16 protein-coding genes are annotated in these 15797 nt (G+C 59.2%); 5 read left to right on the top strand and 11 right to left on the bottom strand.

Annotation, left to right across the window (positions count from 1 at the left end):
• Positions 1–7: 7 nt before the first annotated feature.
• From AC3IT6_RS14190 to AC3IT6_RS14170, 5 genes are read right to left on the bottom strand one after another with little or no spacing between them, the layout of a single operon-like run.
• A complete protein-coding gene (locus AC3IT6_RS14190) occupies positions 8–781 on the bottom strand; it encodes an enoyl-CoA hydratase (protein ID WP_489356362.1) in 774 nt (257 codons plus the stop codon).
• A gap of 14 nt (positions 782–795) precedes the next feature.
• Positions 796–1923, bottom strand: coding sequence for an acyl-CoA dehydrogenase (locus AC3IT6_RS14185; RefSeq protein WP_489356360.1), 1128 nt, complete (start codon positions 1921–1923; stop codon positions 796–798).
• A gap of 9 nt (positions 1924–1932) precedes the next feature.
• Positions 1933–3126, bottom strand: a complete 1194-nt coding sequence (locus AC3IT6_RS14180; RefSeq protein WP_489356358.1) for an acetyl-CoA C-acyltransferase — start codon at positions 3124–3126, stop codon at positions 1933–1935.
• A gap of 11 nt (positions 3127–3137) precedes the next feature.
• The gene (locus AC3IT6_RS14175) at positions 3138–3899 is read right to left on the bottom strand and encodes an SDR family NAD(P)-dependent oxidoreductase (RefSeq protein WP_489356356.1); all 762 of its coding nucleotides are present in this window, start codon (positions 3897–3899) and stop codon (positions 3138–3140) included.
• A 16-nt stretch (positions 3900–3915) separates the two neighbouring features.
• A complete protein-coding gene (locus tag AC3IT6_RS14170; protein WP_489356354.1) occupies positions 3916–5568 on the bottom strand; it encodes an AMP-binding protein in 1653 nt (550 codons plus the stop codon).
• Positions 5569–6124: 556 nt separating this feature from the next.
• On the opposite strand from AC3IT6_RS14170, the gene AC3IT6_RS14165 reads away from it, so the two are divergent.
• From AC3IT6_RS14165 to AC3IT6_RS14150, 4 genes are all read left to right on the top strand, one after another.
• Positions 6125–7009 (top strand): ATP-binding protein, encoded by an 885-nt coding sequence (locus tag AC3IT6_RS14165; RefSeq protein WP_489356352.1) that lies wholly within the window; start codon positions 6125–6127, stop codon positions 7007–7009.
• A 327-nt stretch (positions 7010–7336) separates the two neighbouring features.
• Positions 7337–7744 carry a hypothetical protein gene (locus tag AC3IT6_RS14160; protein WP_489356350.1) on the top strand — a complete coding sequence of 136 codons (408 nt, stop codon included), beginning with the start codon at positions 7337–7339 and terminating at the stop codon, positions 7742–7744.
• Between the two features lie 433 nt (positions 7745–8177).
• Entirely contained in the window at positions 8178–8348 is a 171-nt protein-coding gene (locus AC3IT6_RS14155; RefSeq protein WP_185754855.1) for a YhfG family protein, read from the top strand.
• On the top strand, positions 8345–8962 hold the full coding sequence (locus tag AC3IT6_RS14150) for a Fic/DOC family protein (RefSeq protein WP_489356348.1): 618 nt from the start codon (positions 8345–8347) through the stop codon (positions 8960–8962). The genes AC3IT6_RS14155 and AC3IT6_RS14150 overlap by 4 nt, the downstream gene beginning before the upstream one ends.
• 67 nt (positions 8963–9029) lie before the next feature.
• Here AC3IT6_RS14150 and acuI read toward each other — a convergent pair whose 3' ends face one another.
• The 4 genes from acuI to AC3IT6_RS14130 all read right to left on the bottom strand — a co-directional run bounded on the left by acuI (position 9030) and on the right by AC3IT6_RS14130 (position 13048).
• On the bottom strand, positions 9030–10016 hold the full coding sequence (gene acuI / locus AC3IT6_RS14145) for an acrylyl-CoA reductase (NADPH) (RefSeq protein WP_046043361.1): 987 nt from the start codon (positions 10014–10016) through the stop codon (positions 9030–9032).
• Positions 10017–10085: 69 nt separating this feature from the next.
• Positions 10086–10982, bottom strand: coding sequence for an alpha/beta fold hydrolase (locus tag AC3IT6_RS14140; RefSeq protein ID WP_223464127.1), 897 nt, complete (start codon positions 10980–10982; stop codon positions 10086–10088).
• A gap of 113 nt (positions 10983–11095) precedes the next feature.
• Entirely contained in the window at positions 11096–11884 is a 789-nt protein-coding gene (locus tag AC3IT6_RS14135; RefSeq protein ID WP_489356553.1) for an SDR family NAD(P)-dependent oxidoreductase, read from the bottom strand.
• A 69-nt stretch (positions 11885–11953) separates the two neighbouring features.
• Positions 11954–13048, bottom strand: coding sequence for an alkene reductase (locus AC3IT6_RS14130; RefSeq protein ID WP_489356345.1), 1095 nt, complete (start codon positions 13046–13048; stop codon positions 11954–11956).
• 221 nt (positions 13049–13269) lie between these two features.
• Here AC3IT6_RS14130 and AC3IT6_RS14125 point away from each other — a divergent pair, with 221 nt between their 5' ends.
• Entirely contained in the window at positions 13270–13848 is a 579-nt protein-coding gene (locus AC3IT6_RS14125; protein WP_046043302.1) for a TetR/AcrR family transcriptional regulator, read from the top strand.
• A 36-nt stretch (positions 13849–13884) separates the two neighbouring features.
• Here AC3IT6_RS14125 and AC3IT6_RS14120 read toward each other — a convergent pair whose 3' ends face one another.
• A complete protein-coding gene (locus AC3IT6_RS14120; RefSeq protein ID WP_489356343.1) occupies positions 13885–14781 on the bottom strand; it encodes an alpha/beta fold hydrolase in 897 nt (298 codons plus the stop codon).
• 13 nt (positions 14782–14794) lie between these two features.
• Positions 14795–15796 (bottom strand): NADP-dependent oxidoreductase, encoded by a 1002-nt coding sequence (locus AC3IT6_RS14115; protein ID WP_489356341.1) that lies wholly within the window; start codon positions 15794–15796, stop codon positions 14795–14797.
• Position 15797: the final 1 nt, after the last annotated feature.

The raw sequence follows: 15797 nt of genomic DNA, 5'->3' as shown, positions 1-15797 counted from the left end.
TGTGGGGTTACTTACCGACGAACTCGGCCTCACGCTTGGCAATAAACGCCGCCATCCCTTCCTTCTGATCCTGCGTCGCAAATGCCGCATGGAACACTCGACGCTCAAAGCGCACACCTTCCGACAGGCTCACTTCAAACGCGCGGTTGACGCTTTCCTTGATCATCATTGCAATCGGCAACGACTTCTTGGCAATCAGCGCCGCGACTTTCAACGCTTCGTCCAACAACTCATCGGCCGGAACAATCCGCGCCACAATCCCGCAACGCTCCGCTTCCACCGCATCGATCAGTCGGCCACTGAGGCACATTTCCATGGCCTTGGCCTTGCCCACGGCGCGGGTCAGGCGCTGGGTGCCGCCCATGCCTGGCAGCACGCCGAGGTTGATTTCCGGCTGACCGAACTTGGCGTTGTCGCCGGCCAGGATGAAGTCGCACATCAGCGCCAGTTCACACCCACCGCCCAAGGCGAAACCGTTGACGGCGGCAATGATCGGCTTGCGGCGGTTAGCCACGCGATCGCTGTCGCTGAACAGGTCATCGAGGTAGATCTGCGGGTAGGTCAGCTCGGCCATTTCCTTGATGTCGGCGCCGGCCGCGAAGGCTTTTTTCGAGCCAGTCAGCACGATGCAGCCGATGTTCGAATCGGCTTCCAGGCCATCGAGGGCGTGGTTCAGCTCACTGACGATCTGTGCGTTCAACGCATTCAGCGCTTGCGGACGGTTCAGGGTAATCAGGCCGACGCGACCATGGGTTTCCAACAAAATCGTTTCGTAGTTCACAAGTAGCTTCCTTCTCAAAGATTGCGCGAAATAACCATGCGCTGAATATCGCTGGTGCCTTCGTAGATCTGGCAAACGCGCACGTCGCGGTAGATCCGCTCCAGCGGGAAATCGTTCAAGTAACCGTAACCGCCGAGGGTTTGCAACGCCGAGGAACAGACTTTCTCGGCCATTTCCGAGGCGAACAGCTTGGCCATGGACGCTTCGACCAAGGCCGGTTTACCGCTGTCACGCAGCGCCGCCGCGTAATGCACCATCTGCCGGGCCACAGCGATTTGGGTTGCCATGTCCGCCAGGCGGAACGCGACCGCTTGATGTTCGATGATCGGTTTGCCGAAGCTTTCACGCTCGCGGGCATAGTCCCGGGCCGCTTCGAACGCAGCGCGGGCCATGCCCACCGATTGCGAAGCGATTCCGACACGGCCGCCTTCGAGGTTGGCCAGGGCGATTCGATAACCTTCGCCCTCCTCGCCCAACCGGTTGGCCACCGGCACCTTCACGTCCTCAAACAGAATCTGGCAGGTGTCGGACGCGTGCTGGCCGAGTTTGTCTTCGACCCGTGCGACTTTGTAGCCCGGCGAATCGGTCGGCACGATCAGCGCCGTGATGCCGCGTTTGCCGGCACTCGGATCAGTCACGGCGAACACGATCACCACCCCGGCGTTCTGTCCGGACGTGATGAACTGCTTGCAGCCGTTCAACACGTAGTGATCGCCTTCCAGACGGGCACGGGTTTTCAGGCCGCTGGCGTCGGAGCCGGCCTGAGGTTCGGTCAGGGCAAAAGCCCCGAGCATCGCGCCGCTGGCCAGCGGTTTGAGGAAGCGTTCTTTCTGGTCGTCGTTGCCGTACTTGAGGATCGGCACGCAACCCACCGAGTTGTGCACGCTCATGATGGTCGAGCAGGCGCCGTCACCGGCGGCGATTTCTTCCAGGGCCATGGCGTAGGCCAAATAACCGGTGTCGCAACCGCCCCACTGCTCCGGCACCAACATGCCGAAGAAGCCTAGTTCCGCCATCTCGCCGATGGCTTCCTTCGGGAAGCGATGCTCGCGGTCCCACTCGGCAGCGAACGGTTTCAGCCGTTTTTGGGCAAACTGCCGGGCCGCGTCGCTGATCTGCAGTTGTTCGTCAGTCGGGAGCATGTCGATTCCTTAATACAGACATTCAACGGCCATGGCCGTGGCTTCACCGCCGCCGATGCAGATCGCTGCAACGCCGCGTTTCAGGCCTTTCTGGCGCAGGGCCGATAGCAAGGTCACGAGGATCCGCGCGCCGGACGCACCGATCGGGTGACCTAGGGCGCAAGCGCCGCCGTGAACGTTGATCTTCTCGTGGGGGATTTCCAGTTGGGTCATGGTTACAAGGCTGACCACGGCGAAGGCTTCGCTGATTTCGAGCAGATCAACTTGCTCCAGCGACCAGCCGGTTTTCTTCATCAGTTTCTTGATCGCGCCCACTGGTGCTACCGGAAACAGCTCTGGAGCATCGGCAAACGCCGCATGGCCGTGAATCACCGCCAGCGGCTTCAGGCCGCGCTTTTCAGCTTCGGAACGACGCATCAACACCAGTGCCGCGGCGCCATCGGAAATGGAGCTGGAATTCGCCGCCGTCACCGTGCCGCCCTCGCGGAACACCGGCTTCAGCGAGGTGACCTTGTCCAGTTTGGCTTTCGGTGGCTGCTCATCATTGCTGATCAGCACTTGCTCCTTGCCAATCATCACGGTCAGCGGAACGATTTCATCCCTGAAGCTGCCGTCTTTGATCGCCTGCTGGGCACGGGTGGTCGAGGCAATGGCAAAGGCATCTTGGGCTTCACGGGTGAAACCGTTGGTCTCGGCACAGTCTTCGGCAAAGGTGCCCATCAGACGTCCCTTGTTGTAGGCGTCTTCCAGGCCGTCGAGGGACATTGAATCGATCACCCGGCCATGGCCCATGCGGTATCCGCTGCGTGCGCGATCCAGTAAATAAGGAGCATTGGACATGCTTTCCATACCGCCGGCGATTACCACTTCGGCGCTGCCGGCCACCAGCATGTCGTGGGCCAGAATGGCTGCTTCCATGCCCGAACCGCACATTTTGTTCAGGGTCGTGCAGCGAGTCGATTTATCCAGCCCGGCGCCCAGTGCCGCTTGGCGCGCCGGCGCCTGGCCCAGGCCGGCCGGCAGTACACAGCCGAACAGCACTTCGTCCACGGCATCGGGCGCAACACCGGCGCGCTCGACCGCCGCCTTGATCGCGGCAGCACCGAGTTGCGGCGCGGTCAGGCTTTTCAGTTCGCCCTGAAATCCACCCATCGGGGTGCGGACGGCGCTGACGATAACGATTGGATCGTTGGCAATAGTCATGACAAATTCTCCTATTTGGCGGCCATGCGCAAGGCGCCGTCGAGACGGATTACCTCGCCATTGAGCATGCTGTTTTCAATAATATGTTTGACCAGTCCGGCGTACTCGGCAGGTTTGCCCAAACGCGGCGGGAACGGCACGCCCGTCGCCAGAGAGTCACGGACTTCCTGGGTCATGCCGGCCATCATCGGGGTTTCGAAAATGCCCGGCGCGATGGTCATCACCCGAATGCCGAAACGCGCCAGTTCCCGGGCGGCGGGCAAGGTCAGGCTAACGATCGCACCTTTGGACGCGGCATAAGCCGCCTGGCCGATCTGGCCGTCATAAGCGGCGGCCGAGGCGGTATTGATGATTACGCCACGCTCGCCACCGCCGTCCGCTTCGCTTTCGGCAATCGCCGCCGAGGCCAGGCGCAGCATATTGAAGCTGCCGATCAGGTTGACGTTGATCACCTGGCTGAAGCTGGACAACGCGTGCGGACCGTTCTTGCCGAGGATCTTCTCGCCACGCACGATGCCAGCGCAGTTGACCAGACCATTCAAGCCACCGAAGGCTTTGACCGTCGCCTGCACGGCGGCTTCGGCCGCGGCTTCGTTGCTGATGTCTGCAACCACGCTTTGCGCGCCGAGTCGTTCAGCTTGGGCCGTAACGGCCTCGGCGTTCATGTCCACCAGCATCACTTTGGCACCGGTCGCGACCAGCATTTCAGCCGTGGCCGCACCGAGCCCGGAGGCACCGCCGGTGACGAGAAAAACCTTGTTGTCGATCTGCATCATTGTCTCCTCGGATTCAAGCTGAAACGTTCTTCACAGTGGCCTCTTGAGCCTTGGCGATTTCCTGGTTGCGCAAGATAAAGCGCTGCAACTTGCCGCTGGGGGTTTTCGGCAACTTGCTGACAAATTCGATTTCACGAGGGTACGAGTGCGCAGCCAACCGTTGGCGCACATGCAGGCGCAGGGTTTCGCCCAGTTCCGGGCAGGAGTCGAAGCCTTGGCTCAGCACCACGAATGCCTTTATCAACTCCGTGCGCTCCGGGTCGGGCTTGCCGATGACCGCCGCCTCGACCACGGCCGGGTGCTCGATCAGCGCGCTCTCCACATCGAAGGGCCCCACACGGTAGCCGGAGGTGGTAATCACATCATCAGAGCGGCCAACGAAGCTGATGCTACCGTCAGTGTTCAGCTCCACGGTGTCGCCGCTCAGGTAATACTTGCCGACCAAGGCTTGGGTAGTGACGCCGTGATAGCCCTTGAACCAGCACATCGGCGATTGCTCCCGGTCGACCGCCAGAATGCCTGGCTGCCCGGCGGGCAATTCGTTGTGCTGCTCATCGAGCACCACTATGCGGTGGCCCGGCGAGGCGAAACCCGCCGCGCCGGCGTGCACCGGGTGGTTCAGCGCATGGTGATTGCACAGCACCATACCGGTTTCGGTCTGCCCGTAATGGTCATGGATGGTGACGTCCAGTTCGCTGGCGAACCAGCGGATCACTTCTGGGTTGAGCGGTTCACCGGCACTGCTGACAACCCGCAGTTGGCCTTTCAGGCCTGCGCTGAACGCTTCGCCGGCAGCGATCAGAAAGCGGTAGGCAGTGGGTGATCCGGTCAGATTGGTAATGGCGTATTTCTGGATGATCCGGCGGGTGCTTTCGACGCTGAACGGGCCATCGAAAAAAGTCGTGGCGTGGCCAAGCGCCAAGGGGCCGGCGACAGCGTAATACAAGCCATAAGCCCAGCCCGGATCAGCCAAATTCCAGAAAGCGTCCTCTGGGCGCAGGTCAATTGCGTCGCGCATGTAGCCCTGAAACGCAGCGATGGCGCGCAACGGCACTTCCAGCGGTTTAGCAGGCCCCGTGGTGCCGGAAGTGAACATCAGTATGAACGGTGACTCTCCATTGAGATGGACGGGCTCGCAGTCCGCGGGGTATTGCTTGATGCTGTTCCAGAAGTCAGCGTCAGTGGCAGCAGGATCGGCCCCTACCGTGACAATCGCCGGGCAACCTTCTACGTCGTCAAGCTTGGCGCGGTTAGCGCTGTCAGTCACCACCAGCTTTGCCCCCGAAGCCGTCACGCGGTGCTCAATGGCCTTAGGACCGAAAGCGGTGAATAGCGGTTGATACACCGCCCCGACGCGCCAAGTGCCGAGCACAGCGATCAACAGTTCGACGGTGCGCGGCAACAGACCAGCGACCCGGTCGCCCGGCCCGATGCCTCGAGCCTTTAGCAGGTTGCCAAACCGCGCAGCCTCACTCTGCAAATCGCGGAAGCTATACTGTGCACTACTGCCATCACGGCCTTCCCAATACAACGCCATCCCGCCACTCTCTGCATGTCGGTCGCAGCACTCAATACAGGCATTAAGGGCAGACAGACTACCTGTGAGCGTGGCCTCAAGGGTGTGTTGGTAGTTATAGCTAGCCACTGCAGTCGCGTAATCTCGCATTGTCGATGCACCTCATTTGTTTTTTTGTTATGAGAACTTGATATAGGGTCGCGTCAGAGTGGCGTGCGGGCAATAGTCCAAGCTCTCAATCGATATGACTGCTTTGGACAAATCGCAGCGATGGTCGGTATAGGCCATCCGGCGTAGCGCTCCATTCAAGGTGTTCTCGCTTATGCACTTGGTGAGGTCGCTCCGATGCGCAAACAAGTAAAATTATGCGTGGAGAACCTAGCCCGGAAGCCTCTGGGCAACACACCTTCCTGACACCGTAGCTCGAGGTGATGGTTCCCCCACCTCGCCACCGAGCCCATTGACATGCGCACGGGCACCGACACCGCGCTGTCGCGACTCGTGGCGGCGGCCGGTGCAGTGAAGCCGCACTGTGCTCAACTGCTTGCCAAAGGCTTTGAACGGCTCTTGATTGGCTCAGCCAGATCAGGCCCTAATTCACCTCTCCCCGCGTCAGAACAGTTGGCGCCTCCGTAGAGCAATCCAAGGGGCGGCGATGAGGACGGACTTGGCTCGGGGTAAAGGCCTTTGCGGCGGCGGACGTGGTATGCGCATCGTGCGCAGCGATGAAGAGGCCGAAGCGGCCTTCCGTTCGGCCTCATCTGAAGCGCAAGCAGCCTTTGGCGATCCGACCCTCTACGTCGAGAAATTCATCGAACTGGCACGCCATATCGAAATCCAGATCATGGGCGACCGCCATGGCAACGTGGTGCACCTGGGCGAGCGGGAGTGCTCGACACAACGCCGTCATCAGAAACTGATCGAGGAAGCGCCTTCCCCTAGCCTCGCGCCGCACACCCGTGAGCAAATGGGTGAATGCGCCGTACGTCTGGCCAAGAATGTCGGCTACTTCGGCGCGGGTACGATCGAATTCGTGGTCGATGACCGCGACGGCAAATTCTATTTCCTGGAAATGAATACCCGCATCCAGGTCGAGCACCCGGTGACGGAGATGATCACCGGATTCGACCTGGTCGCCGAGCAGATTCGCATCGCCGCAGGCCTGCCGTTGTCGTTCACTCAGGCAGACGTGACACTGGTCGGGCATGCCATTGAGTGCCGGATCAATGCCGAGGACCCGGACCGCAATTTCCTGCCGAGCCCGGGCCTGGTGAGCGAATGGCAGCCACCCAAAGGCAAAGGCGTGCGGGTCGATACCCACTGCTACAGCGGCGCCACGGTGCCACCGTTCTATGACTCCCTGCTCGCCAAGCTGATCGTGCATGCACCGACCCGCAGCGAGGCGATCGTGCTGATGCGCAAGGCGCTGGAGGACATGAAAGTCGTGGGCCTGTCGACCACCGCCAGCTTCCATCATGCCGTGCTCGACCACCCGGACTTCGTCGCGGGTCTTGTCACCACACGCTGGGTTGAAGACGTCTTCGTACCCGCCCGCAAACAGGCTTTGAAACAAGCCAAGGAGCGAGCATGAGCATGGCAACATTGGTCGACGTCAGCCTGAGCGACGGTCAGACCACGGCCTGGGGCGGTGCCGTCAGCACGGCGATGATGCTGGGAACGATGAACTCGCTTGGGCACGCTCGACTGGCCGCCACCGAGGTATTGGTCCCGGCCGTGATCGCGCAATGCATAAGCCGTGATGAGAATCCGCTGCAGCGCGTCGCCGCATTGCGCGAACGCGCAAATGGCACTCCCCTGCGTGCAACAGTGAACCTGCTGCCCGCCCATTGCCATATCGATGTGCTTACAGCCGAAGCGCTGGACACCTGGCTGCGAATGCTGGCGAAATCCCATTCCGGTGCTGCGCGACGAGATCCTCGCCCAGCGCGAACACAAGCAGCACCTGATCGCCAGCAAAGAGCAGGCGCTGATCGAAGGCGTGCACAACGGCACCCGCGAACGCCTGCAACAAATTGAGCTCAGCCTGCAGGCGCGCAACGAGCGTGTGCGCAACGGCGACATCGGGGAGCTGGAAAAAACCGAGCAGGACATGCTTAAGCGTATGCGAAGTGGCAAGGCACGCCTGGAAGGCGTGTTTGACGAGCAGTTGGTCAAAGCCAGCCAGCAGTTCGCGCTGTTGAAGACAGATATTCGCGAGCAGGCACAGAAATACTGTATCCGTCCGGCCAAGTCATCTCCCCAGCCCCGCAAGGCCAGGACATGGTGTGCACTTAAATTTAAGTGGGCACCAGTTCTAGCCTTTTAAGCGGGTATTTCATGCAGCCACAACGTCGTTCCTACTCCAAGGCCAAGCACGCTATTGATGAGGATAGCTCCGACCGGACTCTCTGCGAGTCGATAGACCGGCCTGAGGCTTTCAGCGGAACGGTGGGGATCCGGACAGTCTCACATAACCGAGCACTTCAGCCGCACAAGCCAATAAATACAGGGGGTTTATCCTCCGGGTACCTCCGATCAAATCCAGCTTCCTCCGGTACATTCAGACATACCGAGTACACCTTTATCGCCGCAGTGGAGGACCTTGCGCGCGATGAGGCTTGGGCGGCAGTAACGGTGGATTGCTCATGAACATCGACTGGGTTGAGTGGTTCATATCAGTATGCGATGCTGACTTGGTAGCCCCTGATCAGGGACTCAATCAGCTATACTTGCCAGACACTGACATTGGGGTGCCGAAAATGGAAAAGCTGAGTCTGCAGACCAAGAAGGCGTGGTTCGCCAAGCACCGCAAGGCCAATTTCGCCGCCAGCCTGCGCCTGGAAGGTTTCGTGCCTTCTCCAAATGATGGCGACATCAAACTCCCTACCCGAGAAGCTGCCCTTAAAGCTGTGCGGCACGTCAAAGTTTGAGTCACGACAAATACGGCACTGACCAAGCCCCGGATTGCTATCCGGGCACCGAGGTTCTAGTAAACCTGCTCGACCTGCATGACGCCGATGACCTTGATGAGGCTGAGCGCTATCTCAACGAAGTCGCCTTGGCGCGACTGGAGTTCGTCGACCCCCCTTACAACGTAGCTACCCTGAAGCGGATCCACCGCACTTTGTTTGCTGAAGTTTACGAGTGGGCTGGAAAGATCCGCACACTCGCAATCAGCAAAGGCGACACTAGATTCTGTAGCCCGGAGTTCATCGAGAAGGAAATCGGAAAGGAACTTTCCAAGATTGCGAATGCGGGTTGGTTTGAAGGGTACCCCCGCCACTTGCTTGTTTCGTCCATAGCCGAGTCCTACGGCACGATCAATGTTGCGCACCCCTTCAGGGAGGGTAATGGCCGGACCCAGCGGATCCTCTTTGAATGGATCATCCTCAATACGGGATATACGATCGATTGGAGCCTGGCTGATCGCCAAGAGTGGATCGATGCCTGCATACACTCGTACTACGGCGATGATGATGGCCTGACCGGCGTCTTTGATCGATGCATCGGAACGAAGATTCAAGAAGATCAGCCACTGAACTAATAAAAAGAGCGCCATCCATCAGACCGTGTGAAAACGCGGTCTGCCATCCACTTGATGGAGCTCATGGTCACGCGTTGACGTCGACCACTACGCGGCCCTGGACTTTGCCTTCGAACATTCGGCCGATCACCGCGGGCACCTCCGCCAGACCCACCACCTGCGTCGTGCGCGCGAGTTTGCTCAGATCGAGATCGCTTGCCAGGCGCGTCCAGGCCTGGATTCGGGACTCGTACGGGGCATTGACGGAGTCGATGCCAGCAAGGGTTATATTACGCAGGATGAAGGGCAACACCGACCCTGGAAGATCCATACCCTGAGCCAGACCGCAGGTCGTCACCACACCGCGATACCGGGTCTGCGCCAATACGTTCGCTAGCGTATGACTGCCGACCGAGTCCACAGCACCAGCCCATTTTTCAGTCGCTATCGGTGTTCCCTGGGCAGAGAGCGTTCGGCGATCGATGATCTGCGCCGCACCTAGACGGGTCAGATAATCTTGCTCCTCAACGCGCCCGGTCGATGCGACCACGCGATAGCCGAGACCGGAGAGAATCGCAATCGCGATCGAGCCGACTCCGCCATTGGCGCCAGTGACGAGGACGTCACCGCGAGCCGGTGTGAGACCGCCATGTTCCAGCGCCAGTACCGACAGCATCGCCGTGTAGCCTGCCGTGCCGATAGCCATTGCGTCCTTGGTCGAGAAGACGTCCGGAAGCTTGACCAGCCACTCGCCTTTTACACGTGCCTTCTGAGCAAATCCGCCGTGATGGGTCTGGCTCAACCCCCAACCATTGGCGACTACGCGATCCCCCACACTGATGCCGGGGTAAGCCGAGGCTTCGACGGTGCCGGCAAAATCGATCCCGGCAATCAATGGAAACTGCTTGATGACGTCGGCGTATCCACTCAGCGCCAGCGCATCCTTGTAGTTAACGGTTGAATAGTCGACCTTGACGGTAACGTCGCCAGGCATGAGATCTCGCTCATGCATATCAACTACGCTGGCCGAAATCTTATCGTCTGTCTTTGTTGCGAGCAGTGCTTTGAACGACATCATATTCTCCTCAATGACCCTGCGGGTCGAAATCAACTGAAGGCACCAACGCCTCGCGCAACTGAAAAACTAGTGCAGGTCAGGTAACGTTTTGTCAGGATGTTCGGGATCGAGAAAAGCCAGCGCCTGCGCTACGAAATTGGCGTGATTCTGGAAAATCGCACCATGTCCGGCATCTTCGTAAATGATCAGTTGCGAGTTCGGGATGCGGCGGGCCATATCAGTAGAGTTCACTGTCGGCACCATGATGTCGTTATCACCATTGGCGATCAGAACCGGGATCCGGATACTGCCGAGATCCTGGGGTGCCTGCCGCCCCCACGCCTTGATCGCCTTCAACTGTCGCGAGAAGGCACTTGGTGTGGGTCCCTTGTCCCGATCCGTTTTGCGCTCCTTCAGTCGTTTCAAGAAGGCCTTCGCGGCTTGGCGACCATTGGTCGAGGCTGTGAAGAACAGATAGAACTTCGGATCCCGCAGCGTCAGTAACCCCTTGATCATCAAGGGCCAGGATGCCGCCCCTACCTTGTCAATGTCTTTGCCGCCCGCCGGCCCCGTACCCGCCAGAATGAGCTTGCGTACCAGGTCGGGGGCTTTGAGCACGATGTCCTGTGCCACGAATCCGCCAAGGGAAAAACCGATTAGATCAACCTTCTCCAAGCCCAGCCCGTGGATCAGGGCTATAGCATCCCGCGCCATTTCATCAATGGTCAGGGGCGCTGTTCCTCCCGATGCGCCGATGCCCCGGTAGTCAGTGGCGATGACGCGATGCTTACTGGCAAGACCATCGATGATCAGCGGGTCGAAGTTGTCCAATACCGCGCCCCAATGGTTAAGAAGAATCAGCGGCACTGCGCTGCGAGGCCCCAGGTCACGGTAGGCAAACACGGTCCCTGCGACATTGATCGAGCGGTTCACGGCAGTTACGTAGGACGTACCCGATCCAAGGTGAGTGTCGGAATGGGTCATTGTTTACTCCGTGCGTCTGATGTGGACCGGGAGTCCTGATCTGGGGAGGTCCCGGTCTGCTTTATGTCGATTGAAAGTGATGACGCCTCTACCCCTGCACGTCGTCGGAATACTTACGAGGGCGTGCGATACCGCTCTGCTACATGCGCTTGTCTAATGTCTGAAATGAGCGCTTGTCGCGCGGCATCCAGAGCGGTCCAGCGACTTGCGTCATGCAGTGGCGGGATGGTCACAAGCTCACGCCGATCGAAGCCCATCAGCGCGGCATCCACCAGCTCACCCACCTCCATCAGTTCCGGCAGCGCATTGATGTCGATGCCCGCACGCCCCCAAATCTCCGTGCGGGTACCGGCAGGAAGCACAGCCTGGACATAGACGCCTTTGGGCGCGAGTTCCAGACTCAGCCCCTGGGATAGGAACAACACAAAGGCCTTGGTGGCGCCATAGACCGACATGCCGAACTCCGGCGCCAAGCCAACCACTGAGCCGATATTGACGATCGCGCCTTCACCAGCCTGCGCAAGCCGAGGGGCGATAGCGCTGGCGAGTCGCACCAACGAGGTTGTGTTGAGCGCGATGAGTCGAGCGACATCGTCGGTCGTCTGCTCGATGAAGCTGCCAGACTGGGCTGCCCCGGCGTTGTTAATGAGGATGCCGATGCGCGAATCATCGCGCAGGCGCGTCTCGACGACGGCCAAGTCGCCGGGCTGGGTGAGATCGGCCTGGAGGATATCGACAGCGACGCTGTGTTCCTCACGCAGGCGAGCCGCAAGCGTCTCCAGCCTGACTTTGTCGCGGGCAACCAGCACCAGATCGTGGCCGCGACGTGCTAAGCGCTCGGCATAGGTGGCGCCGATGCCGGAGGAAGCGCCGGTAATCAGGACTGCGGGATGGGTAGTCATGTATTTGCTCTCTTGATCAGGTGAACCCATGTCGGGCATGCAACGTTCAAAGTCGACACCGCGCCAGTGTTACAGGGCACTGGCGTCGCCGAGGGCCGGATAGTCGATGTATCCCGCAGCACCACCACCGAACAGCGTGGTCGGATCGAACGACGCCAACGGCGCTGCGGTTTTCAGACGTTCCACCAGATCGGGGTTGGCAATGAATGGGCGCCCGAACGCGAAGAGGTCTGCCTTGCCTTCGGTGAGCCGGGAGGTAGCGAGATCCAGGTCATAACCGTTGTTGGCGATGTAGGTGTTCCTGAATCGCCGGCGCAGGGAATCAAAGTCGAACGGTGCGACCTCGCGCGGCCCGCCGGTCGCGCCCTCGACGACATGGAGATAGACGATGCCCAAGGCGTCGAGCTGATCGACGAGGTAGTCGAACTGCCCCTGTGGATCGCTGCTCGAGACACCATTGGTGGGCGAAACCGGCGAGATACGAATGCCGGTGCGCTCGGCGCCGATCTCACCCACCACTGCTGCCGTCACCTCCAGCAGCAGCCGAGCGCGATTTTCGATCGACCCGCCGTAGGCATCGGTGCGTACGTTGGCACCGTCCTTGACGAACTGGTCCAGCAGATAGCCATTGGCGCCATGGATCTCGACGCCATCGAAGCCTGCGGCAATAGCGTTTGCCGCGGCCTGGCGGAAATCGTTGACGATCCCGGGCAGTTCGTCGAGCGCCAGCGCCCGAGGCTCGGAAACGTCGACAAAGCTGTTGTTGACGAACGTTTTGGTTGCGGCCCGAATGGCCGAGGGCGCCACCGGAGCGGCGCCGTTCTCCTGTAGATCAACATGCGAAACTCGTCCGACGTGCCACAACTGCAGGAAAATTTTCCCGTTCTTCGCATGGACGGCATCGGTGACCGCACGCCAAGCGTCGATCTGCGCTTGCGAGTAGATGCCGGGCGTATCCTGGTAGCCCTGCCCCTGCTGAGAAATCTGTGTGGCCTCGGAAATCTGCAGGCCGGCCGACGCCCGCTGGCTGTAATACGTTGCAGCGAACTCGCTTGGAACGAAGCCCGCGCCGGCGCGGTTGCGCGTCAGCGGCGCCAGGACCACCCGGTTGGAGAGCGCCAGGGAGCCGAGGGTGTAGGGTTCAAATAAAGTTTTTTCGGTCATGCCTTGTTTCTCCCACGTTGACTGATGGTCGTTGTTGTGAGTGTGCATCGCCATACGATCGGCGCTTTCAGGTGGGCGGCGTTCATGGCCTGAGCCCTTCCAAAGTTAGCGAGCCGTTATGATGTCGATCATAATCTTATCCGTCAATAACTTTGATTATGATTGACATCAATGTATATTGACCGCCTGACAGTCAGCAGATTCAAAAGAGGCATGTGGGTATGAGAGTCACCAAAGCGCAGGCACAAGCGAATCGAGCGCACATCGTCGAGACGGCCTCCGCCCTGTTTCGTGAACGCGGCTATGACGGTGTGGGGGTGGCGGAACTGATGGCCGCTGCCGGGTTCACCCATGGCGGGTTCTACAAGCACTTTCGCTCCAAAGCCGATTTGATGGCTGAAGCAGCGGCGAACGGGCTTTCGCAGAGTCTGGTCAATAGCGCAGGCCTCGACGTCACCGAGTTCGTCAATATTTACATGTCACGGGCTCACCGTGATGGCCGCAACGTTGGCTGCACGATGGCAGCCCTCTGCGGGGACGCTGCGCGTCAGTCAGAGGAGATCAAGGCAACGTTTGCCGACGGGATCGAAAGCTTGCTGGCAGCCCTTGAGCCTGGGGATTCGCTGGGCGACGTGGATCCGCACACAGTACGAGCACAGATGATCGACATGCTTGCCCATGTGATCGGCGCAGTCGTGTTGTCGCGGGCTTGCCCGGATGATTCCCCACTGACGGATGAGATTCTGGAGGTCTGCCGCGAAAAAACTCTCGCGACACTGTCACCGTCGCAGTCCACGTAGTCGTTGCCTCAGCGGCAATCCCGAGCAGGGAAGTTTTCAGCAAGACTGCAAGGGATGGCTTGCCAAAAATGCGGCGACTCGCTCAACGACCTCGTCTGGCCGGGAATCAGCAAAAAAATGTCCGCCCACTATCGCAGAGGCCTCCATCACTGTGCAGCGATCCACCCAAGTGGCGGGTAAATCATATTGCTTGGCCATCGCACCCGAGGCGCCATAGAGAATCAGCGCGGGCGCGGTGATACGTCGTCCGGAGCCTGACAAATCGTCCTCCAGATCCACAGTGAGCGTGGCGCGATAATCGTTGCAAAACCCAGCGATCGTCGCCGGATCACGCCAGGCTTTCCGATACGCCGCCAGTTGGTCTGCATCGAAATCCTCCGGCCCTGCGGCACCCCAGCCGAACAGGCAACTCTCGAAGAAGAAATCGGGATCTGCCTCAATCATGCGCTCCGGGAAGGGTGCGGGCTGAGAAAGGAAAAACCAGTGCCAGTAACTGTGGGCTACGTCCTTGCGCAGATCTGTCAGCATCACAGCCGTAGGAACGATGTCCATTAGCGTGACGCTCGCCACCTTGTCTGGATAATCCAGTGTCATCCGGTATGCAGTGCGCGCACCACGGTCGTGTCCAACAAGATGGAACCGTTCATGCCCGAGCACACACATCAATTCGACCTGATCCGCAGCCATGGCGCGAAATCCGTAGTTCGACAGATCCGGTTGAGCCGGCGGCTTAGACGATGCGCCATACCCACGCAAATCAGCACAGACAACCCGATAGCCACGCGCGACCAGCCCAGGTGCGATACGCGCCCAGAGTGCCATGGTCTGCGGAAAACCATGGAGCATCAGTATGGGTTCGCCTGTACCCGCTGCAACACAGGCAATTTCTACATCACCTGCGGTAATTCGGTGCGTTTCGAAGTTTTCGAACATGGACGTCGTCTCGTTACTTTATCTTGACGATGACCTTGCCTTTTGCCCGGCCGGTTTCAACATAAGCCAAGGCATCCGGGGTCGATTCGAATGGAAAAACCCGATCCACCACCGGGCGTATGACCCGGGAGTCGATGAGTGCGGTAATCTTGCGCAATTGCTCACCGCTGGCTGTCATATAAAGAAATGAATAGCTGACACCACGACGCTTGGCTTTTTTCCTGATCCCATAACTCAACAGACGCATGACCAGTTTCAGGAACCCGGACAATCCAGCGTTTTTCGCGAAGTCCACATCCGGTGGCCCAGAGATCGAGATGAGCTTTCCACCCGGCTTGAGGATGCGTAACGATTTTTCGAGAGTCTCTGTGCCGAGGCTGTTCAAGACCACATCGTAGTCGTGCAGGATCTTTTCGAAATCGTCTTTGCGGTAATCGATCACGATATCCGCACCGAGACGCTTCACCCATTCGACATTCGCCGTGCTTGTGGTCGTCGCGACGGTCGCCCCCAGGTGTTTGGCCAGCTGAATGGCCAGTGTTCCCACGCCACCGGAGCCCGCATGGATAAGCACCTTTTGACCTTTCTTCAGGTTCGCTTTTTCGACCAGCGCCTGCCACGCGGTCAAACCAACCAGAGGGATCGAAGCCGCTTCTTCCATGGTGAGACCTTTCGGCTTGATCGCCAGCGAGCCTTGATCGATCGCAATGAATTCGGCGAATGCACCGATTCGATTGTCATCGGGCCGTGCATAGACCTCATCACCGGCCTTGAATTGCTGCACGCCTGAGCCGACCCGTACGACGACCCCAGCCAAATCATTACCCAGAATAAGCGGCATGCGATACGGCAAAATCATTTTGAACTCACCGTCTCGGATTTTTAAATCCAGAGGATTTACACCCGCCGCATGGATCTGGACTAAAACATCATCCTTGCCCAATTCAGGTTCTGGTATTTCGGTCGCCCGTAACGCAGCCTTTTTTCCATAGCGATCGATAATGAATGCTTTCATC

Source organism: Pseudomonas sp. KH_017, from assembly GCF_057840285.1.
The sequence above is the reverse complement of the archived record's forward strand: the minus strand, read 5'-3'. Positions and strand labels throughout refer to the sequence as shown.